Consider the following 22025-nt stretch of genomic DNA (forward strand, 5'->3'; position numbering starts at 1 on the left):
CGGAATCAGCCGCTCGGCGGCCTCCGCGTCGCCGTAGACGGCGAACGTGATGCCCGTCTTGCGGAACACGCCCTCCGCGTCGTGGGCTTTCTGGGCGAGGCTTGCAGGATTCTGCGCGTCGAGCCACGACTTGACTCGCGAGTAGGGTGGGCGAACCTGATCGCCCGTCAGCATTTCGTCAAACGGTGCCATGGAATTTTTCTCTTTTGTCGCGTGCAGCGGTCACCTTCGTGGTTCCGGATACCGCTCGTGTCGTATTAGTTGTCATCCCTTTCGAGCACGTTCTGCGTGAGCGTGACCGACGGAATCGTCGGCTTCAGCAGCACACGACGTGCGCGGCCGCTCACCCAACGCCAGCCGATGACGAGCAGCAGTGCGACTACCGGAATCGACGCCACGGTGCTGGTTCCATTCGGATAGTCGAACGCCATCAGCACCAGCACGCCGAGCAGGAACAGCAGCGTGAGCCACGACGTAACCGGTGCGCCAGGCATCTTGAATGGCACGTCGTCGACGTCACCGCGTTTGACGGCCGCGCGGAACTTCATCTGGCAGACGATGATGAAACCCCACGTGCTGATGATGCCAAGCGACGCAATGTTGAGCACGATCTCGAACACGCTCGACGGCACGAGATAATTGAGCAGCACGCCCACCACGTAGATCGCGACCGTCACGAGAATGCCGACATAGGGCACCGACTGCGAGCTCATCCGCGACAGCGCCGCGGGCGCGGAGCCGCCCATCGCGAGCGAGCGCAGCACGCGCCCGGTCGAATACAGCCCCGAGTTGAGGCTCGACAGCGCCGCCGTCAACACCACGAGGTTCATCACCGAGCCGATGCCCGGCACGCCGAGCGCGCCGAAGAACGTGACGAACGGGCTCTGGCCCGCCTTGTACGCGCTCCACGGCAGCAGGCACACGAGCAGCACCACCGATGCGACATAGAACAGCGCGATACGCCAGATCACGCTGTTGATCGCCCGCGGCAGCACCTTGCGCGCATCCTTGCACTCGCCGGCGGCCGTGCCGACCAGTTCGACGCCAGCGAACGCGAATACGACGCCCTGGACAAGCACCAGTGCCGGCATCATGCCGTGCGGGAAGAACCCGCCGTTGTCGGTGATCAGGTGCATCCCCGTGTCATGACCCGCGACGTGTCCGCCGGTGCCGAGAATCGCGGTGCCCACCACCAGAAACAGCACGATCGCGGCGACCTTGATCAGCGCGAACCAGAACTCCATCTCGGCGAACCACTTCACGCCGATCAGGTTCATCGTCGCGACGATACACAGTGCAATCAACGCGAAGATCCATTGCGGAACGCCGGCGAATGGCGTCCAGTAGTGCATGTAGACAGCAACGGCGGTGATGTCGACAATGCCCGTCATCGCCCAGTTCAGGAAATACATCCAGCCGGCCACGAAAGACGCCTTCTCGCCGAGGAACTCGCGCGCATACGACACGAAGCTGCCGCTGCTCGGGCGATGCATCACGAGTTCGCCGAGTGCGCGCAGGATCAGGAACGAGAACACGCCGCACACCAGATAGACGAACGCGAGCGACGGCCCGGCGGCCTGCAGCCGCGCGCCGGCACCGAGGAACAGACCGGTGCCGATCGCACCGCCGATCGCGATCATCTGGACCTGCCGGTTGCCGAGGGTCTTGTGATAGCCGGCCTCGTGGGATTCCAGCCAGCTGCGTTGATTGGTTTCGCCCGTCGGCGACGGTTCGGGAATCGATGCCATGACTGTATCCTCCAGTAATCAACGAAATTCAATTCTTAAAGCCGCCGGCCATTTCTCCTATCATCATAGGTAGACACATGCAGCTGGATTTGCACCGTCATATCGTGATTGAGGCACGTGGACGGTCGCGAGCAGGAACAGCTGATCGAAGCCTATTCAGCCGAAATTCGCCCCACAATTCCTATGCAAAAAACGACTAGTCCACTTTGAAATCCGGCATAGCGATCTTTACGTCTTTCCCGACAACGCAAAATTTATATATGTAGTTATACCAATCAATAGAAAACAAATCGGGCGACGAGACCCCTTCGAACCGCAATCACACTGAAAGAAAATACCGCCTCGAACCTGATCGAGAGGCCGCGGAGCTTCGCCCCTTCCCCGGAGGTCGACGAGGCGAAAGTGGCAGCGCTTCGATCGCGCTGCATGAGCGACGCGAATTCGCCTTTTACGAACCTGTCCAATTGGACACATCGTCACTCACGGCAAGTGCAGTCGCGTTGACGATTTGCCGGATCGTCGCCGCCGGCGTCAGGATGTGAACACGCCACCGTGCGCCAAGGACAACCTGGCCGGCCGAGATTCCTTGTCCCGTTGAAATTCGCATCGCATCGTGGATGACGTCGGCCATTTCGCCGTCATGCATCACGAGCATGTTTGCACTTGCGTCGCAATTCAACGCCGAGGGCGTCTGATCGAAGATTGCGCATGGGAACGCCGAACCGCTCGGCTCCCCTTCGCCGCTCGCCATGCTTGAAATGCGCGCATGGATCAGGGCCAGCGCGTCGCGCATCGTCTTTTCGCACGTCGCGTCCCGCGCACTCGACCCCAACCTCGGCACGAGCATGACCTGCGGCGAGATTCCCAGGCGGCGCACTTCATCGACCCCGAGCCACGCAATTTCGGCGATTTGCCCGGCACCGGGATTGCTGTTCACAAGCGCATCGCAGATGAACAAGGGGCGCTCCGGTAACATGAGGGTCTCCATTACCGCCAGCGTGTTGACACCCTTGCGACGTCCGATCACGTCTCGCACGGCAATCAGATGACCCGCTCGTCGTCCGGTCGTCCCGCAAAGCATCGCGTCTGCGCGCCCGGTCGTGAGCAGCACCGCGGCAAGCAGCGTGCGGCAACTGCGCAGCTCGGCTGCCGCCAGTACGGGCGAGATGCCGTCATGCCGACGCAGCATGCAGTAGCGTGTCACGGCATCGTCGTGGATATCGGGATCAAGCGGGTCGACGATCTCGCAGTTCACCCCCGGCTCGAGACCGAGCCGGCAACGATCAATCACGTCCGCGATCACGTCCGGCCGGCCAAGCAACACCGGCCTGGCGACGGACTCGTCGATCGCGCACTGGGCAGCGTGCAGCACGCGCTCGTCCTCGCCCTCCGCAAACATCACCGACTTCACGTTGGCGTGCCGGCCGGCAATCGCCGCCGGCGGCGTCGGGCGCGAACTGCTGCCGACTTGCGAGAGACTTCGCCGATAGGCTTCCATATCCGCTATCCGGCGCCGCGCGACACCACTTTCGGCGGCCGCCTTCGCAACGGCAGGCGCGATCACCTCGATCAACCTTCGGTCGAAGGCTTTCGGAATCAGGTAGCGGGGGCCGAAGCGTAAATCACGCGCATCCTCTATTGCGGCAACGTCCGCCGGTATCTCCGCTTGCGCGAGCGATGCGATCGCGTGGACCGCCGCGAGCTTCATCTCGTCGTTCACTGTCATGGCTCCGGCATCGAGCGCGCCCCGGACAATGAACGGCACGCACATCGCACCGCTGATCTGGTTCGGATAGCGCGCGTGACGGGTCGCGACGATGGAGTCCGTCCGTACCGCGAGCACGGACTCGGGCGTGACCTCGGGCATCGCGTCCGATATCGCGATGACGATCGGGTTGACTGCCATGACCTTGACCAGATCGGCCATCGGCACATTCCCCGCCGACGCCCCGACGAAGATGTCGGCGCCCGGCATCACGTCGGCTATCGCGCGCGCCCCGGTACCACGTGCAAATCTCGCCAGTCGCGGATCCATTCCCGCCACTTGGCCGACGTACACGACACCGGTCGCATCGCCGACAAAGATGTTTTCCCGCCGCAGCCCGAGGCTCGCCGCCAGATCGAGACAGGCGAGTGCACCTGGCCCCGTACCCGAGCAGACGAGCCTCGCTTCACTCATGCGCTTGCCGATATATTCAAGCGCGTTCAGCATCACCGCTGCGGCGACGATCGCGACACCCTGTTGCTCGTCGTCAAAAACAGCCACCTCGACCGGGTCTCGACGCGCCTGACCGATGTAGACGCCATCGGGCGCATGGATGCGCTCCGGGTTGCTTCCTTCCAGCATTGCCTCACCTCTTCCCCTGTCAGGCATCGCCCATGCCGGTTGAGACTTGCTCGACCCATTGGGACATTGTCCCGACCGATATGCACGATGCCCGTTGCGGATAATCGATAATCGAACTTCGGTGATGGCGAGGGCCGCCGGCCCGTACTTTTCCGGTCAAGCGTGCCCGGTGGGCACCTTGGTCGGTCTGGTCAACTGCTCGGGACGCAAAATCTCGTCGAGCTGCTCCTTCGACAACAGCCCGCGCGCCAGCACGATCGCCGCTACGCTGCCGCCAGTGGCGTGTGCCTCCTGGGCGATCGATGTCGCATTGGCATAGCCGATATAAGGATTGAGCGCGGTGACGATCCCGATCGAATGCTCGACCGTGGCGCGCAAATGCTCACGATTTGCGGTAATCCCCGTCACGCATCGGGTCGCCAGCGTCAGGCATGCATTCTTCAGGTGCGTGACGCTCTTGAAGAGACTGTGCGCAATGATCGGTTCGAAAGCGTTCAGTTGAAGCTGCCCGGCCTCCGCTGCAAAGCTGACGGTCAGATCATTGCCAATGACTTCGAATGCCACCTGGTTCACGACCTCCGGGATGACCGGATTGACCTTGCCGGGCATGATGCTCGATCCGGCCTGAACCGGCGGCAGGTTGATCTCGCCCAAGCCCGCTCGCGGGCCGCTCGACAGGAGCCGAAGGTCATTGCAGATCTTCGAGAGCTTGACCGCCACGCGTTTCAGCACACCCGACAGTTGAACGAATGCACCACAGTCTTGTGTCGCTTCGATCAGATTCGGCGCAGTGACGAGCGGAATGCCGGTCAGCTCGACGAGCCGGGCGAGCACGAGCGGCGCATAGTCGGGATGTGCGGTGATTCCGGTGCCGATTGCCGTCGCCCCCATGTTGATCTCGCAGATCAGCAGGACTGCCTCGGCGAGCCGCTCCTGATCCTCGCCAAGCATCACGGCGTAGGTACCGAACTCCTGGCCGAGCGTCATCGGCACGGCGTCCTGCAACTGCGTGCGCCCCATCTTGAGCACATCGGCAAACGCTTCTGCCTTTTCCTCGAACGCTTCGCGCAGCACCCCCATCGCGTCGATCAGTTCGCGGATGCCGAGATAGGCAGCGATTCGCAAGGCCGAAGGGTAGACGTCGTTCGTGCTCTGCCCGATATTCACGTGATCGTTCGGATGCAGGTGCTGGTAGTCCCCACGCTCGTATCCGAGGCGCTCGAGCGCCCGGTTCGCGATGACTTCGTTCGCGTTCATGTTCGTCGACGTCCCGGCGCCGCCCTGGATCACATCGACCACGAACTGGTCGTGCAGCGCGCCGGTTCGCACGTCCCGACACGCATCGACGATTGCATCGCAGCGTGCATCGTCAAGAAGTTCCAGTTGATGATTCGCCAGCGCAGCCGCCTCCTTGATGAACGCGAGCGCGTTGATCAGGTCGGGATAGATCGAAATCGGCGTGGAGGTAATCGGGAAATTGGCGACTGCTCTATATGTATGAACGCCGTAATACGCACTGGACGGCACTTCGCAGTCGCCCAGCAGATCGTGCTCCGTTCTCGTTGGCAACGCTGACATTTTTCCTCCGCTTTCGACGATCACTGGTGTCCCGAGACTAACCAGCCGAATTTCGATCGAGCGAGCACTATGCGCAATCGGAATAAGGACGCAGCAAATCGTGCAAAGGCAGCCGAATTCTTCGACAGCGTGACCTGACCGCGGGCGCATTCGGCCTCGAGGCCGATCCGACCATCCGGTGCCGGTCGAGTGCGCAGAAGTGAAGTGAAGTGAAGTGACGCCCGCATCGGTGTGCGAAACCCGTCGGCATGACTCGCCGGTCACGCCGCCCCCCCGTCCTCATCGCACGTCAACGAGGAACCGCAAACCAATCGATCGCCTTGTCGTCAATCCAACGCACGGCACTGAGTTTGGGCGACGACGCCCATGCTATTTTCGACTGACCCATAATCGATCCGTGCATAAGACCGGCGGTGAACTGGCGGAGATTCCAACCGTACAGCGACACATCATCGACTCCGGGGCAAGCTGTGCACTGCCCTCGCCATCGTCATCCGCTCGCTCGGACGACACGGGCACCCGCCGCAAACATCCACGCCACAAGCCTCTCGGCGATCCCCGTCGCCGCGCACCCGTGCCCGGCTCTCATGAGTAGTCGCAAAAAAAACATCACTTCGGTGTCTGCAGTGCGCTGTCGAATGCAAAACCTTTCATCGTCTTCCTAAGGATCCATATTCACGACTAGAGCTTTCCCTAGACTTGAAGTCTCATTCCATTCACGATTAAATAAATCACCGTGATTTAATTAATCGGAAGAACTCCAACTGGAGGAGACGATTGACGCACCATCAGGTTCGGGGCAGTCGTACGACGCCCATCGGCCAGATCGACACTCGCGTGATGCAACGCCCGTGCGATCGACGGCCGCACATGTTCGCTTCGGTAGACGCGCGCGACGACAACCCGCGCCCGTCCGGCCGCGCTGGCGCACACGCGCCGGCCCGCACGCGTCCGATACGTCCACCCGCATCCGCGCATCCCCACCCGCGGCGCTGACGGCCTTTGCGTCAGACGCTGACGATCACGACAACATCAGAACAACGGAGCGAGACAAGTCATGACCCAATCGGTATCCAGGCCCGCATTGCTGGAAATGCGCGGCATCAGCAAGACCTTTCCGGGGGTTCGCGCCCTCGACAACGTGTGCCTGTCGGTCAGGGCCGGCGAGATCCACTCGCTGATGGGGGAAAACGGCGCCGGCAAGTCGACGTTGATGAAGATTCTTTCCGGCGCGTACCAGGCCGATCCGGGCGGCGAAATTCTCGTCGATGGCACACCGTCGGTCATCGACGGTCCGCTCGCCGCGCGCGCGCTCGGAATCGCGGTGATCTATCAGGAACTCAGCCTTGCGCCGAACCTGACGGTCGCGGAGAACATCTACGTCGGCCGCGAGTTGCGGCAACCCGGCCGCGGCTTCCGGACCATCGACCGCGCCGCAATGGAACGCGGCTGCGAAGCCGTGCTGACACGCCTGGGCGCCTCGTTTGGCCCGGGCACGGTGGTGGACACGCTGTCGATCGCCGAGCAGCAGCTCGTCGAGATTGCACGCGCGGTTCACGCTCGTGCTCGCATCCTCGTGATGGACGAGCCCACGACGCCCTTGTCGTCGCGCGAGACCGACCGACTGTTCGAACTGATCCGGCAACTGCGCGCGGAAGGCCTCGCGATCATCTACATCAGCCACCGGATGGCCGAGATATATGAACTGTCCGATCGTGTGTCGGTGCTGCGTGACGGCACCTACGTCGGCACGCTGGAGCGCGATGCGCTCTCCGCCGACAGTCTCGTGCAGATGATGGTCGGACGCGACCTGTCCGGCTTCTACAAGAAAGAACACACCGCATACGACCCCGGCAACGTCGTGCTGTCCGTGCGCGACATCGCCGACGAGAAGCGCGTGCGCGGCTGCAGCTTCGACCTGCACGCAGGCGAAGTCCTGGGCATCGCCGGGCTGGTCGGGGCCGGACGCACCGAGCTCGCCCGCCTGATCTTTGGCGCCGAGCCGCGCACGCGCGGCGAGATTGCGATTGCCGGGCAGCCGCTGGCGATGCGTACGCCGCGGGAAGCCATCGATGCGGGCCTCGTCTACCTGACCGAGGACCGCAAGCGCCTCGGCCTGTTTCTCGACATGAGCGTCCACAACAATATCAACGTGTCGGTCTGCAATCGCGATGCTCGCCGCGGCGGCGTGCTCGATCTCGTCGAAGGTGCGCGACGCGCGCGTGACGCCATCGCGTCGCTGTCGATCCGCGTGCCGCACGCAAAAGTCAATGCCGGTGCGCTGTCGGGCGGCAATCAGCAGAAGGTGCTGCTGTCGCGCCTGCTCGAGACGAAGCCACGTGTGCTGATCCTCGACGAGCCGACCCGCGGCGTCGACATCGGCGCGAAATCCGAGATCTACCGAATCATCAACGAACTGGCGCGTTCCGGCGTCGGCGTGATCGTCATTTCGAGCGAATTGCCCGAAGTGATCGGGGTAGCGGACCGCGTACTCGTGATGCGCGAAGGCGAATTCGTCGGCGAACTCGGTGGACATACCGGCAACGCCATTACCCAGGAAGGCGTGATCGGATTCGCGACCGGATCGCACCCGGCAGCGAGCGACGCCGCGCAACCGGCGGCATGACGAGATTCCACACTAAACGGAGGAGAACATGAGCAACACAAGCAAAGGGCCGATCGCATCGGCCCCGCAAACGTCGAAGCAGCCTCGACAACACCAGGCTGCCGCGCGCCAGCAACGCATGCAGAGCCTCGTTCGCACGGCCGGCATGCTGCCGGTACTGCTGCTCCTGTGCATCGGCTTCGGCTTCCTGACCGACGGCTTCTTCACGCTGCAGAACCTGTCGATCGTCACGCAGCAGGCGTCGATCAACATCGTGCTCGCCGCCGGCATGACCTTCGTGATCCTGACGGGCGGTATCGACCTGTCGGTCGGCTCGATACTCGCCGCCGCCGCGGTCACCGCGCTGCTCGCGTCGAACCTGCCGAACTGGGGCTGGCTCGGCGTGCCGGCGGCACTCGCGGTCGGCCTCGCGTTCGGTGTGATCAACGGCGGCCTGATCGCGCTGCTGCGCCTGCCGCCGTTCATCGTCACGCTCGGCGCACTGACTGCCGTGCGCGGCATCGCCCGCCTGATCGGCAACGACACGACGATCTTCAATCCGCAACTGCCGTTCGCGTTCATCGGCAACGGTTCGATCCTCGGCGTGCCGTGGCTCGTCGTGATCGCCGGCGCGGTGATCGTCGCCTCGTGGTTCATCCTGCGCCGCACGGTGCTCGGCATGCGGATCTACGCGGTGGGCGGCAACCCGGAAGCCGCACGCCTGTCCGGCATCAACGTGCGCTTGATCCAGCTCTTCGTCTACGCCGCGTCGGGCCTGCTCGCCGGCCTCGGCGCCGTGATGTCGGCCGCGCGGCTCTATGCGGCCAACGGCCTGCAGCTCGGCCAGTCGTACGAACTCGACGCGATCGCCGCGGTGATCCTCGGCGGCACCAGCTTCGTCGGCGGCGTCGGCTCGATCGTCGGCACGCTGATCGGTGCACTGATCATCGCGGTGCTGACCAACGGCCTCGTGCTGCTCGGCGTGTCCGACATCTGGCAATACATCATCAAGGGCCTCGTGATCATCGGCGCGGTGGCGCTCGACCGCTACCGCCAGCGCGGCTCGGCCCGTACCTGAAGCCCGTACCTGAACGACGTCCGATACGAACCGGGGCGGCGGCGGATCGCGCGGCGCTCCATTTCATCACACCCTTCACGGAAACAACGCCATGTTCAACCCTAAAGCCGTCCTGACCGGTATCGCCTGCGCCCTCGCCCTCTCGGCCGCCGCCGCGCATGCCGCCGACAAACCGTTGAAGTCGATCGGCATCACCGTCGGCTCGCTCGGCAATCCTTACTTCGTCACGATCGCGAAAGGCGCCGAGGCGCGTGCGAAGCAGATCAATCCGAACGCGAAAGTCACGGCGGTATCGGCCGACTACGACCTGAACAAGCAGTTCACGCAGATCGACAACTTCATCTCCGCCCATGTCGACATCATCCTGCTCAACGCCGCCGATCCCAAGGCGGTCGAGCCCGCCGTGCGGAAGGCACAGGCAGCCGGCATCACGGTCGTCGCGGTCGATGTCGCAGCGGCCGGCGCGAATGCGACCGTGCAGACCAACAACGTGAAGGCCGGCGAGCTCGCGTGCGACTTCCTCGCGAAGCGGCTGAACGGCAAGGGCAACGTGATCATCGAGAACGGCCCGCAGGTGTCGGCCGTGATCGATCGCGTGAACGGCTGCAAGGCCGTGCTCGCGAAGAACCCCGGCATCAAGCTGCTGTCGAGCGACCAGGACGGCAAGGGCTCGCGCGAAGGCGGCATGAACGTGATGCAGGGCTACCTGACGCGCTTTCCGAAGCTCGACGGCGTGTTCGCGATCAACGATCCACAGGCCGTCGGCAGCGATCTCGCAGCGAAGCAGCTCAACCGCACGGGCATCGTGATCACGTCGGTCGACGGCGCGCCCGACATCGAGACCGCGCTCACGAGCAACACGCTCGTGCAGGCATCGTCGAGCCAGGATCCGTGGGCGATGGCGCAGCAGGCCGTCAACGTCGGCTACGGGATCATGAACGGCCAGAAGCCGGCCAACCCGATGATCCTGATCGAGCCGACACTGATCACGCGCGACAACGCGAAGAGCTACAAGGGCTGGACCTCGCCACGCTGAGTGAGCACACAAGCGCATCAGGATCCGGTCCGCTGCCCGCCTGTCCGCTGCCTGCGCCGCCCATTCGCGGGCGACGCAGGCGAGCGTGCGCCGTGCCGCGCCGCCCTGATCCGGTGGTCCCATACGGAATCGACATGACGAACAACCTCCCCCGCCTCGTCGTCTTCGGCGAAGCGTTGACCGATTTCATCCTTGAAAGCGACGGACGCTGGCGCGCCGCCGCGGGCGGCTCCTGCTGGAACGTGTCCCGCGTTGCGGCGCGTCTGGGCGTGCCGACCGGCTTTGCCGGCACCGTCAGCCGCGACGTGTTCGGCGACACCCTCGCCGCGTCGAGCCGGGAGGCCGGGCTCGACATGCGCTTCATGCGCCAGGTCGAACGCTCGCCGCTCCTCGCCATGGTGACGTCGAAATCGCCGCCGGCGTACTTTTTCGTCGGCGACAACAGTGCCGATCTCGCGTTCGACGCCCAAACGCTGCCGGCAGGCTGGATGGAAGCGGCGCAGATCGTCCACTTCGGGTCGCTCGGCCTCGTTCGGCAACCGCTCGCGGCGCATCTGCTGGAGGTCGCCGCCGCCGCCGATGCCGCAGGCAAATGCATTTCGTTCGACCCGAACTATCGCGACGTGATGGCGGGGCCCGCCTATCGGGCCACGCTGCGTGAAATGGCGGGGCTCGCGCACTACATCAAGGTGTCCGACGAAGACTTGCGCGGGCTGTTTCCGGCGCTGGACGAAGCCGACGCGCTCGCGCAACTCCGTGCATGGGCACCCGAGGCCGCCATTCTCGTCACGCGTGGTAGCGACGGCATGCAGTTGCTCGAGCCGGACGGCACCCTGTTCCAGGCGGCGTTCGCGACTGCCGTGGCCGATACCGTGGGGTGTGGCGACGCCAGCATGGGCGGCTGGATCGCGAGCCTGCTGACACGACCGGATGCGCCGGCGATGGACCATCTGCGGTTCGCCGCCGCGTGCGCGTCGCTGACCTGTGCACGGCACGGTGCGTATGCGCCCACGCCCGACGAGGTCGACGCGAAACTGCACGCCTGACAAAACGACAAGGAGAATCGCATATGTCCAATCAATGGTGGCGCGGCGGGGTCATCTATCAGGTGTATCCGCGCAGCTTTGCCGACAGCAACGGCGACGGCCTGGGCGACTTGCCGGGCCTGGTCGGCAAGCTCGACTATATCCACTCGCTCGGCGTGGATGCGATCTGGATTTCGCCGTTCTTCCGCTCGCCGATGAAGGATTTCGGCTATGACGTGTCGGACTACTGCGATGTCGATCCCATCTTCGGCACCCTCGACGATTTCGACCGTCTGATCGGGAAAGCGCATGCGCTCGGCCTGAAGGTCATGATCGACCAGGTGCTGAGCCACTCGTCGGATCAACACCCGTGGTTCGTCGCGAGCCGCAGCAGCCGGGACAACCCGCATGCCGACTGGTATGTGTGGGCCGATCCGCGCCCGGACGGCACACCGCCGAACAACTGGCAATCCGTGTTCGGCGGCTCGGCGTGGCAGTGGGAGCCGCGCCGCCGGCAGTACTACCTGCACAACTTTCTCGCGAGCCAGCCGGATCTCGATTTCCACTGTGCCGCGGTCCAGAACCAGATCCTCGACAACGTCCGCTTCTGGCTAGAACGCGGCGTCGACGGTTTTCGCTTCGACGCGTGCAACTTCCATTTCCACGACCGGCAACTGCGGGACAACCCGCCCGCGGCCGCGCAAGGCACGTTCATCGTGCCGCCGGAGAATCCCTATGGCATGCAGCAACATCGCTACGACAAGACGCAGCCGGAAAATCTCGCGTTCCTCGCGCGGCTGCGCAGCCTGCTGGACGAATACGGCGCCGCGAGCGTCGGGGAAGTCGGCGACGACGACGCGCTCACGACCATGGCGCACTACACGGCTGGCGGCGACAAGCTGCACATGGCCTACAGCTTCAACCTGCTGACGCCGGAATTCACCGCCGCACACGTGCGGGACACGGTCGAGCGCATGGAGACCAAGCTCGCCCAGCACGGCGGCCTCGGCTGGGCCTGCTGGTCGGCCGGCAATCACGATGTGCCGCGTGTCATGACCCGCTGGGGCAACGGCGACGCGTCGCCACAACTCGCCAGGATGGTGCTTGCGATGCTCGCGACGCTGCGCGGCAGCGTCTGCGTCTACCAGGGCGAAGAGCTCGCACTGACGGAAGCCGACATTCCGTTCGAACGCCTGCAAGATCCTTACGGCATCACGTTCTGGCCGGAATACAAGGGGCGCGACGGCTGCCGCACGCCGATGCCGTGGCAGGCCAACGCACCGTTCGGGGGCTTCTCGCCGGTCGAGCCGTGGCTGCCGCTGCCGCCGGAACACCTGGCCGCCGCGGTGGACCACCAGGACCGTGACGTGGAATCGGTCCTGACGTTCTTTCGCGAGTTCCTGGCGTGGCGAAAGCGGCATCCGGCACTGCGCGACGGCGATATCCGCTTCATCCCGGCGCCGGAACCGATTCTCGTGTTCGAGCGTACGCTCGGCGACGCCCGCTACCTGCTTGCCTTCAATCTCGGCACGACGCACCAGAGCTGGATCTTGCCGGACGGAACACGCGCCGAAGCCGTCGCAGGGCACGGCCTGTCAGGTGCCGAACTGACCGGCGATTGCCTGGAACTGATGCCGCGCGCCGGATGGATCGGCGCACACGTACCGTGAGCCGCGCGCCCGCCCGGCTGCGGCCGCTCACCGCACTCGACGGCGCCGCCGTTGCCCGCGCAACGGAAGGCGCCCGGACGAATGAAGTCATGCAGGAACACATGGGGAATGGAATGCTGGAAAGGGAAACTGTCGCGAGGCTGATCGCAGGCGACCATGACGATCCGTTCGCGTTGCTCGGGATGCACCTGGTCGATGGTCGGGTGACCGTGCGCGCCTTCCTGCCGGACGCGGTTGCGGTCAGCGTGGTCGACCGCGCAAGCGATCGCAATCTGGCGAGACTCGAGCGTGTCGACGGCACGGCGCTGTTCGCCGGCGTGGTGCCGCGCCGGCGGCGGCCGTTCGCGTATCGGCTGCGCGTCGACTGGGGTCCGCACGAGCAGGATATCGAGGACAGCTATCGTTTTGCACCGCTGGTCGGCGAGCTGGACGCGTGGCTGCTGGCAGAAGGCACCCACCATCGGCCGTACGAAACGCTCGGCGCGCATCCGGCCGAAATCGACGACGTGGCCGGCGTGCGCTTCGCCGTCTGGGCGCCGAACGCGCGCCGCGTCTCGGTGGTCGGCAATTTCAACAACTGGGATGGCCGTCGCCACATGATGCGGCTGCGCCGCGAATGCGGCGTGTGGGAGATCTTCGTGCCGCATGTGGCCGTCGGCGACCTGTACAAATTCGAAATCAGGACCCGCGACGGCGAGACGCTGCTCAAGGCCGACCCGTTCGCGTTTCGCGCCGAGATGCGTCCCGGCACCGCGTCGGTCATCCATGGCCTGCCGCCTGCCCGCCCGAGCGATCCCGCACGGCAGCGTGCCAACGCGCTGGCCGCGCCAATGAGCATCTACGAGGTCCATCTCGGCTCGTGGCGCCGTATGCCCGAACAGCAGGACCGATGGCTCGGTTACCGGGAGCTGGCCGATCAGCTGATTCCGTACGTGAAGGAGATGGGCTTCACCCACATCGAACTGATGCCGGTGAACGAGCATCCGTTCGACGGTTCGTGGGGCTATCAACCGACCGGTCTCTATGCGCCCACCTCGCGCTTCGGCACGCCCGACGATTTCCGGCATCTCGTCGACACGGCGCACGCACACGGCATTGGCGTGCTCGTGGACTGGGTGCCGGGCCATTTCCCGACCGATTCGCACGGCCTCGCCCGCTTCGACGGCACGTGCCTGTACGAGCATGCGGATCCGCGCGAAGGCTATCACCATGACTGGCACACGCTGATCTACAACTACGGCCGCCGCGAAGTCGCGAACTATCTCATCGGCAACGCCCTGTTCTGGATCGAACGCTTCGGCGTGGACGGGCTGCGGGTCGATGCGGTGGCATCGATGCTGTATCGCGACTACAGCCGTCCGCAGGATCAATGGATTCCCAACCATTTCGGCGGGCGCGAAAACCTCGAAGCCATCGACTTCCTGCGCAGGATGAACGGGATCGTGTGTGCCGAGCGCCCCGAGGCGGTGACGATGGCGGAGGAGTCGACCAGCTTTCCGAACGTGTCGCGCCCACTCGAAATGGGCGGCCTCGGCTTCCATTACAAGTGGAACATGGGCTGGATGAACGACACGCTGCGCTACCTGCGCGAGGATCCGGTGCATCGCAAGCACCACCACGACAAGCTCACGTTCGGCCTGTTGTACGCATTCAGCGAGAACTTCGTGCTGCCGCTGTCGCACGACGAGGTCGTGCACGGCAAGGGCTCGCTCCTGTCCAGGATGCCCGGCGACGAATGGCAGCGCTTCGCGAACCTGCGCGCGTACTACGGTTTCATGTGGGGGCATCCCGGCGCCAAGCTGCTGTTCATGGGCGGCGAGTTCGCGCAGTCGTCCGAGTGGAACGCGAACGCGAGCCTCGATTGGCACTTGCTCCAGTATCCATTGCATCGCGGCGTGCAGCAGTTCGTGCGCGACCTGAACGCGGTGCTGCGGCGCGAGCCGGCGCTGCATGAGGTCGATTTCGACGCGCACGGCTTCGAATGGATTGCCGCCGACGATCGCGACAACTCCGTGTTCTCGTTCGTCCGGAAAGCCGCCGACGGCGAATGCGTGCTGGTGATCTGCAACTTCACGCCGGTGCCGAGACATGCGTACCGAATCGGCGCGCCGCAGCCGGGACGCTATCGCGAGATCGTCAACAGCGACGCCGTGTGCTACGGCGGCAGCGGTGTCGGCAACGGCGAGTGCCATACCGAGGCGATCGCGTCGCATGGACGGGACTGCTCGCTCAGTCTCGTCGTTCCGCCGCTCGCGACGATCATGCTGAAACTCGAAGGATGACGCCATGCAAGTCGTCGATATTCTGACGCCCGGCGTGCCCTACCCGCTTGGCGCGCACTGGGATGGCTGCGGGGTCAACTTCGCGCTGGTGGCCCCGCATGCCGAAGCGGTCGAGCTGTGTGTGTTCGATCCGGAAGGTTGCCGGGAACACATGCGCGTGGCGCTGCCGGGTCGCACGCACGATGTCTGGCACGGCTATCTCGAGACGGCCGAGCCGGGGCTCGTCTATGGCTATCGCGTCGCCGGGCCCCATGCGCCGGATGCCGGCCATCGTTTCAATCCGGACAAGGTGCTGCTCGACCCGTACGCACGCAGCGTGGTCGGTCGCTATCGCGGCGAGCCCGCGTTCCTCGGCGCGTGCGCCACCGACGCGAGCCGGGCCGATCCGCTCGACAATGGCGCCATCGCACTCAAGGCCCGGGTCGTGCACGAGCCCTACAGCTGGGGAAGCGACGCGCCGCCACGCGTACCGCTCGCCGAAACGGTGCTGTACGAGATGCACGTCAAGGGGTTCACGCAACTGCACCCGGACGTACCCAAGCGCATGCGCGGCAGCTACGCCGGCGTCGCGAGCGCGGCCTCGCTCGACTACCTGCAGTCGCTCGGCATCACGACCGTCAGCCTGCTTCCCGTGCATCACCGCGCGGACGAAGCGCGGCTCCAGCATGCCGGGCTTTCGAACTACTGGGGCTATTCGAGCATTGCATTCTTTGCGCCGGAATCGCGCTACTGGTCCGGCCGGGCCGGCACCACGCCCATCAGCGAATTCCGCGACATGGTCAAGGCGCTCCATGCACGCGGCATCGAGGTCGTACTCGACGTCGTGTACAACCACACCGCCGAAACCGACGAGCACGGGCCGACGCTGAGCTTGCGCGGCATCGACAACGCGCTTTACTACCGGCTCCGGCCCGACAATCCGGCGCTTTACGAAAACTGGACCGGCTGCGGCAATAGTCTCGATCTGTCCGAGCCCCGCGTGCTTCAACTCGTCATGGATTCGCTGCGCTACTGGGTCACGGACATGCACGTCGACGGCTTCCGGTTCGACCTCGCGCCGCTGCTGGGCCGCGGCGCGCGCGACTTCTCGACGCATGCCACGCTGTTCGCGGCGATCCGGCAGGATCCCGTGCTCGCGCGCGTCAAGCTCATTGCCGAACCGTGGGATCTCGGGCCCGACGGCTATCAGCTCGGCCACTTCCCTGACGAATGGCTCGAATGGAACGACTGCTATCGCGATGCGATGCGCGATTTCTGGCTGCGCGGCAACACGTCGCTCGGCGAATTCGCGACGCGCTTCGCGGGCTCCAGCGACCTGTTTCGATACGGCACGCGGGTACCTGGCGCGAGCGTGAACTTCATCACGGCACACGACGGGTTCACGCTTCAGGATCTGGTCAGTTACGACCTCAAGCACAACGAAGCCAATGGCGAGGGCAACCGCGACGGCCATGCGCACAATTTCAGCTGGAATTGCGGCGTGGAAGGCCCGACCGGCGACACAACCGTCCGCACGCTGCGCGCGCGCCTGAAACGCGCGCTGCTGGCCACGCTGGTGTTTTCGCAAGGCACGCCGATGCTGCTCGCGGGCGACGAGATCGGTCACACGCAGCACGGCAACAACAATGGCTATTGCCAGGACAACGCGACGAGCTGGCTCGACTGGACGCAGGGCGACCACGCGCTGGCCGAATACGTCGGCACGCTGCTCGCACTGCGAAAGCGCTTCGGTGCGTTGCGTCACCCGACCTGGTACGACGGCACGCCACGCGCCGATGGCGAATCCGATCTCGCGTGGCTCAAGCCCGACGGCACCTCGATGACCACGCCCGACTGGGCCGACCACACGCGCCGCAGTGTCGGGATCAGGCTGGCCGGCGCGGACGACGGCGACCCATGCCTGCTGCTCGTCAATGCCGCTGCCGAGCCGGTCGAGTTCCGGTTGCCGCCCGGCACCTGGCGCGCACTGCTGGACAGTGCCGAGCCCGCGGCCCCGCCGCGCACGTTCGACGGGCGCGTCACCGTGCCGGCGCATGCGGTCCTGCTGACCGTGCCGGTGCACTGAAAGCGGACGGCAATTTCCCGATGCGACGTTCCGAAAGCGCTTCGGAGCCGCTTCAACCGTAAAGGAGGAGAAAGAATGGCAATCCTGACGTTGACGACGCAGCCGTTTCCAGGCCAGCGTCCCGGCACATCGGGCCTGCGCAAGCGAGTGGCCGAATTCAGCCAGCCGGGCTATTTGGAAAATTTCGTGCAGTCGATCTTCGACTCGCTCGACGGATGCCGCGGCCAGACCCTCGTACTCGGCGGCGATGGTCGATTCCACAACCGCATCGCGATCCAGACCATCGTCAAGATGGCCGCTGCGCACGGCTTCCGCAAGGTGCTGGTCGGACGTGGCGGCCTGTTCTCCACCCCGGCGATCAGCGCCGCGATCCGCAAGCATCGGGCTTACGGCGGCATCGTGCTGTCGGCGAGCCACAACCCCGGCGGCGCGGATGGCGATTTCGGCATCAAGTACAACATCGGCAACGGCGGCCCCGCCCCCGAAGGCGTGACCGACGCGATCTACGCGAGAACGACGGTGATCGACACCTACCGGATCAGCGACGCACCCGACATCGACCTCGATGTGCTCGGCGAACGGCAGATGGAAGACACGTCGGTGGAAATCATCGACCCGGTCGCCGACCATGCCGAACTGATGCGCGACCTGTTCGATTTCGACGCGATCCGCGCCCTGTTCGCACGCGGCTTCACGATGCGCTTCGATGCAATGAACGCCATCGCCGGCCCGTATGCGAAGGCGATTCTCGAAGATAAGCTCGGCGCTCCCGCCGGCACGGTGGTCTGCGGCGAACCGCTCGAGGATTTCGGCGGCCTTCATCCCGATCCCAACCCCGTGAACGCCGCGGACCTGGTCGCCTGCATGAGCGGCGACGCTGCGCCCGATTTCGGCGCAGCCTCGGACGGCGATGCCGATCGCAACATGATCGTCGGGCGCGGGTTCCCGGTCACGCCGTCGGACAGCCTCGCCCTCCTCGCCGCGCATGCGACGCTCGCGCCCGGCTATCGTCAGGGGCTCAAGGGCATCGCACGGTCGATGCCGACTTCGACGGCGGTCGACCGCGTCGCGGCCGAACTGGGCGTGCATTGCTACGAAACGCCGACCGGCTGGAAATTCTTCGGCAACCTGCTCGACGCCGGCGTCGCGTCCTTGTGCGGCGAAGAGAGCTACGGCACCGGCTCGAACCACATCCGCGAGAAGGATGGCGTGTGGGCCGTGCTGTTCTGGCTGAACATCCTGGCCGTCACGGGCAAGTCCGTCGAGACGCTGGTGCGCGAACACTGGGCGCGCTTCGGCCGCAATGTCTACTCGCGGCACGACTACGAGGCGCTCGACAGCCAGGCCGCCGGCGACCTGATGGAGAACCTGCGCGGCAAGCTGGCCGGCTTGCCGGGCCGGGTCCTCGGCGGATATACGGTCGCGACGGCCGATGATTTTGCGTATACGGACCCCGTAGACGGCTCGGTTTCGCTCCGGCAAGGCATCCGCATCGTGTTGACCGATGGCTCGCGCATGGTATTCCGGCTATCCGGAACCGGAACCGAGGGCGCCACCCTGCGGATCTACCTCGAGAAATTCGAGCCGGATTGCGCGAACCACGACGTTCCCACCCAGGAGGCGCTGGCCGGCCTGATCGAGATCGCCAATGGCATTGCCGAAATCATGACCCGCACCGGAAGGAGCACCCCGACAGTCGTCACCTGAACCCATCGTCGTACAGCACATTCCGTCAACAACTATCCGAGACAAAGGATTAGGAGAGCTAAAAATGAACGAGACAATCGATAGCACCATCAGCGCCCGGCAACTCGGGAACCGTACCGTCGCACTCGTGCTCGCCGGCGGTCGCGGCTCGCGCCTGCATCAACTGACGGACCAGCGCGTGAAACCCGCCGTCTACTTCGGCGGGAAATTCCGCATCGTCGATTTCGTGCTGTCGAACTGCGTGAACTCCGGCCTGCGCCGCATCGCCGTGGTGACGCAGTACAAGTCGCATTCGCTGCTGCGTCACCTGCAGCGCGGCTGGAGCTTCCTGCGCGGCGAGATGAACGAATTCGTCGACCTGCTGCCGGCCCAGCAGCGCGTGGGGGAGGAACACTGGTATCGCGGCACCGCGGACGCCGTCTTTCAGAATCTCGACATCATCCGCTCGTATGCACCCGAGTACGTGCTGGTGCTGGCCGGCGACCACATCTACAAGATGGACTACTCGCAGATGCTGCTCGATCACGTCGAATCCGGCGCCGGCTGCACGGTCGGCTGTATCGAGGTGCCACGGGCAGAGGCGACGGCGTTCGGCGTGATGGCAGTCAACGCAACGCGCAAGATCGACGCGTTCGTCGAAAAGCCCGCCGATCCGCCCGCGATGCCCGGCAAGCCCGACGTGGCGCTCGCGAGCATGGGCATCTACGCGTTCAATGCGCAGTACCTGTACCGGCTCCTCGAGGAAGACCTGGCGAATGCCGAGTCGAGCCACGACTTCGGCAAGGACATCATTCCGCGCGTCGTCGCCGACGGCGGCGCCGTCGCCCATCCGCTCAACCTGTCGTGCATCCCGGCAGCCAGCCGCGAGGCGCCCTACTGGCGCGACGTCGGCACGGTCGACGCGTTCTGGGCCGCGAACCTCGATCTCGCATCGACCACGCCGGAGCTCAATATCTACGACAGCGACTGGCCGATCTGGACACACCAGGAACAGCTTCCGCCAGCGAAGTTCGTGCATGACCAGGATGGCCAGCCAGGCATGGCCTTCAACACGCTGGTGTCGGGCGGGTGCATCGTGTCCGGCTCCCACGTCTCCAACTCGGTGCTGTTTTCGAACGTCCGTGTCCATTCGTTCTGCACGATCGACCAGGCCGTCATCCTCCCCGGCGCCGATATCGGCGCGAACTGCCGGCTGAGCAAGGTCGTCATCGATCGCGGCTGCCGGATTCCCGAAGGCACCGTGATCGGAGAAGACGCCGAACTCGATGCCCGGCGCTTTCACCGCACCGACGGCGGGGTGGTGCTGGTGACGAAAAACATGCTGAAAGACCTGTGATGCGCGATCGCGCACCACGATGCGCCGGGCAACCCCATCCAAGAGGAACCATCATGCGCGTGCTACACGTTTGCACGGAAGTCTACCCACTGCTGAAAACCGGCGGTCTCGCCGACGTGGCCGGAGCGCTGCCGGCTGCCCAGGCCGCAGCAGGCTGCGATGCGCGCCTGCTGGTCCCCGGCTTCCCGGCGTTTCGCGACGGCATCCGGAACCGCCAGCTCGTCGCCGAACTGCCGTCGTGGGCCGGGAGCGGCGAGATTCGCCTGTATCACGGCCTGCTGCCCGACAGCGACGTCGCGATCTATATGGTCGACGCACCCGGGCTGTACGATCGGCCCGGCGGCCCTTATGCCGACGCCAACCAGCATCCGTACGGCGACAATCACCGCCGGTTCGCGCTGCTCGGCTGGGTGGCCGCGCGCGTCGCGCACGGGCTCGACGCGTTCTGGCGCCCGAACGTCGTGCACTGCCACGACTGGCATGCCGGCCTCGCACCGGCCTATCTGCGGGCCGCCGAACTGGCCACGGGACACCGCGCCGCAACGAGCGTCTTCACCGTCCACAACCTCGCATACCAGGGCGTCTTTCCCGCCCATACGTTCGGCGAGCTGGACCTGCCAGGCGCATTCTTCGACGTCAACGGACTGGAGTTCCATGGCCAGGTGTCGTTCCTGAAAGCCGGCCTCTACTACGCCGATCGGATCACAACCGTCAGCCCGACCTATGCGAGCGAAATCCAGTCGGTCGAACAGGGCTGTGGACTGCACGGCTTGCTCCTGCAACGCGCCGGCAACCTGTCAGGCATCCTGAACGGGGTGGACGAATCGGTCTGGAACCCCGCCAGCGACCCGCTGATCGCCGCGACCTACTCACCGGCCGCGTCGGCCACGTCGGCCGCGCCGCCCGGCAAGCTCAAGTGCAAGGCCGCGCTGCAGCAGGAAGTCGGGCTCGCCGTCCAGACAACCGCGCCGCTGTTCGGCATCGTGAGCCGCCTGACCGAGCAGAAAGGCCTACCGCTGATGCTTGCCGCGTTGCCCGAACTGGTGCGTCGCGGCGGGCAGCTCGTGCTGCTCGGCAGCGGCGATGTCGAACTCGAGCGGGCGTTCCGCGCAGCGGCGGCGGCGCATCCCGGCTCCGTGGCCGTCGTGATCGGCTACGACGAAGCCATGTCGCATCGCATCGTCGCCGGCAGCGACGTGATCGTCGTGCCGTCGCGTTTCGAGCCCTGCGGCCTGACGCAGCTCTACGGCCTGAAATACGGCACGCTGCCGCTCGTGCGGCGGGTCGGCGGCCTCGCGGATACGGTGGTGGACAGTTCGCTCGAGAACATCGCAGACGCAACGGCGACCGGCTTCGTGTTCGACCGGTTCGACGCAGCGGATCTCGACGCCGCGATCCGCCGCGCGTTTGCGCTGTTCGGTCGCAAGGCCGACTGGAAGCAGGTGCAGAAGGCCGCGATGCGCCAGGACTTCGGCTGGGATCGCACTGCCGCGCAATTCCTGTCGATCTATCGGAACCTCGCCTGACCGCGCGATCCGCGCATCGGGC

Annotated in this window: 13 protein-coding genes and 1 pseudogene; 10 read left to right on the forward strand and 4 right to left on the reverse strand. The window is 65.0% G+C overall.

All coding sequences use genetic code 11. The features are described from left to right. From G3N64_RS11795 to aspA, 4 genes and pseudogenes are all read right to left on the reverse strand, one after another. Positions 1 to 192 (reverse strand): annotated as a pseudogene (locus tag G3N64_RS11795) (circularly permuted type 2 ATP-grasp protein); the annotation flags it as partial. 65 nt (positions 193 to 257) lie between these two features. Next, positions 258 to 1748 (reverse strand): L-asparagine permease, encoded by a 1491-nt coding sequence (gene ansP / locus G3N64_RS11800; RefSeq protein WP_205784113.1) that lies wholly within the window; start codon positions 1746 to 1748, stop codon positions 258 to 260. A gap of 448 nt (positions 1749 to 2196) precedes the next feature. Further along, positions 2197 to 4095 (reverse strand): phosphate acyltransferase, encoded by a 1899-nt coding sequence (locus G3N64_RS11805; protein WP_205784114.1) that lies wholly within the window; start codon positions 4093 to 4095, stop codon positions 2197 to 2199. A gap of 156 nt (positions 4096 to 4251) precedes the next feature. Continuing rightward, positions 4252 to 5673 carry an aspartate ammonia-lyase gene (aspA, locus tag G3N64_RS11810; RefSeq protein WP_205784156.1) on the reverse strand — a complete coding sequence of 474 codons (1422 nt, stop codon included), beginning with the start codon at positions 5671 to 5673 and terminating at the stop codon, positions 4252 to 4254. Between the two features lie 1057 nt (positions 5674 to 6730). Here aspA and G3N64_RS11815 point away from each other — a divergent pair. The 10 genes from G3N64_RS11815 to glgA all read left to right on the forward strand — a co-directional run bounded on the left by G3N64_RS11815 (position 6731) and on the right by glgA (position 22003). After that, positions 6731 to 8299, forward strand: coding sequence for a sugar ABC transporter ATP-binding protein (locus G3N64_RS11815; RefSeq protein ID WP_205784115.1), 1569 nt, complete (start codon positions 6731 to 6733; stop codon positions 8297 to 8299). A gap of 28 nt (positions 8300 to 8327) precedes the next feature. Then, positions 8328 to 9356 carry a ribose ABC transporter permease gene (locus tag G3N64_RS11820; protein ID WP_205784116.1) on the forward strand — a complete coding sequence of 343 codons (1029 nt, stop codon included), beginning with the start codon at positions 8328 to 8330 and terminating at the stop codon, positions 9354 to 9356. A 91-nt stretch (positions 9357 to 9447) separates the two neighbouring features. Continuing rightward, positions 9448 to 10392, forward strand: coding sequence for an ABC transporter substrate-binding protein (locus G3N64_RS11825; protein ID WP_205784117.1), 945 nt, complete (start codon positions 9448 to 9450; stop codon positions 10390 to 10392). A gap of 134 nt (positions 10393 to 10526) precedes the next feature. Next, positions 10527 to 11438, forward strand: a complete 912-nt coding sequence (locus G3N64_RS11830; RefSeq protein ID WP_205784118.1) for a carbohydrate kinase — start codon at positions 10527 to 10529, stop codon at positions 11436 to 11438. Positions 11439 to 11461: 23 nt separating this feature from the next. Then, the gene (locus tag G3N64_RS11835; RefSeq protein WP_205784119.1) at positions 11462 to 13087 is read left to right on the forward strand and encodes an alpha-glucosidase; all 1626 of its coding nucleotides are present in this window, start codon (positions 11462 to 11464) and stop codon (positions 13085 to 13087) included. A 113-nt stretch (positions 13088 to 13200) separates the two neighbouring features. Beyond that, positions 13201 to 15369, forward strand: a complete 2169-nt coding sequence (gene glgB, locus G3N64_RS11840; protein WP_205784120.1) for a 1,4-alpha-glucan branching protein GlgB — start codon at positions 13201 to 13203, stop codon at positions 15367 to 15369. Between the two features lie 4 nt (positions 15370 to 15373). Next, a complete protein-coding gene (gene glgX, locus G3N64_RS11845; RefSeq protein ID WP_241020908.1) occupies positions 15374 to 17434 on the forward strand; it encodes a glycogen debranching protein GlgX in 2061 nt (686 codons plus the stop codon). Between the two features lie 75 nt (positions 17435 to 17509). Then, positions 17510 to 19141, forward strand: coding sequence for an alpha-D-glucose phosphate-specific phosphoglucomutase (locus G3N64_RS11850; RefSeq protein WP_205784121.1), 1632 nt, complete (start codon positions 17510 to 17512; stop codon positions 19139 to 19141). A gap of 64 nt (positions 19142 to 19205) precedes the next feature. Then, the gene (glgC, locus tag G3N64_RS11855; RefSeq protein WP_205784122.1) at positions 19206 to 20477 is read left to right on the forward strand and encodes a glucose-1-phosphate adenylyltransferase; all 1272 of its coding nucleotides are present in this window, start codon (positions 19206 to 19208) and stop codon (positions 20475 to 20477) included. A gap of 53 nt (positions 20478 to 20530) precedes the next feature. Beyond that, a complete protein-coding gene (glgA, locus tag G3N64_RS11860; protein ID WP_205784123.1) occupies positions 20531 to 22003 on the forward strand; it encodes a glycogen synthase GlgA in 1473 nt (490 codons plus the stop codon). Positions 22004 to 22025: the final 22 nt, after the last annotated feature.

The sequence above is a fragment of the Burkholderia sp. Ac-20344 genome (assembly GCF_017104975.1).
In the GTDB taxonomy this organism is placed as follows: Bacteria; Pseudomonadota; Gammaproteobacteria; order Burkholderiales; family Burkholderiaceae; genus Burkholderia.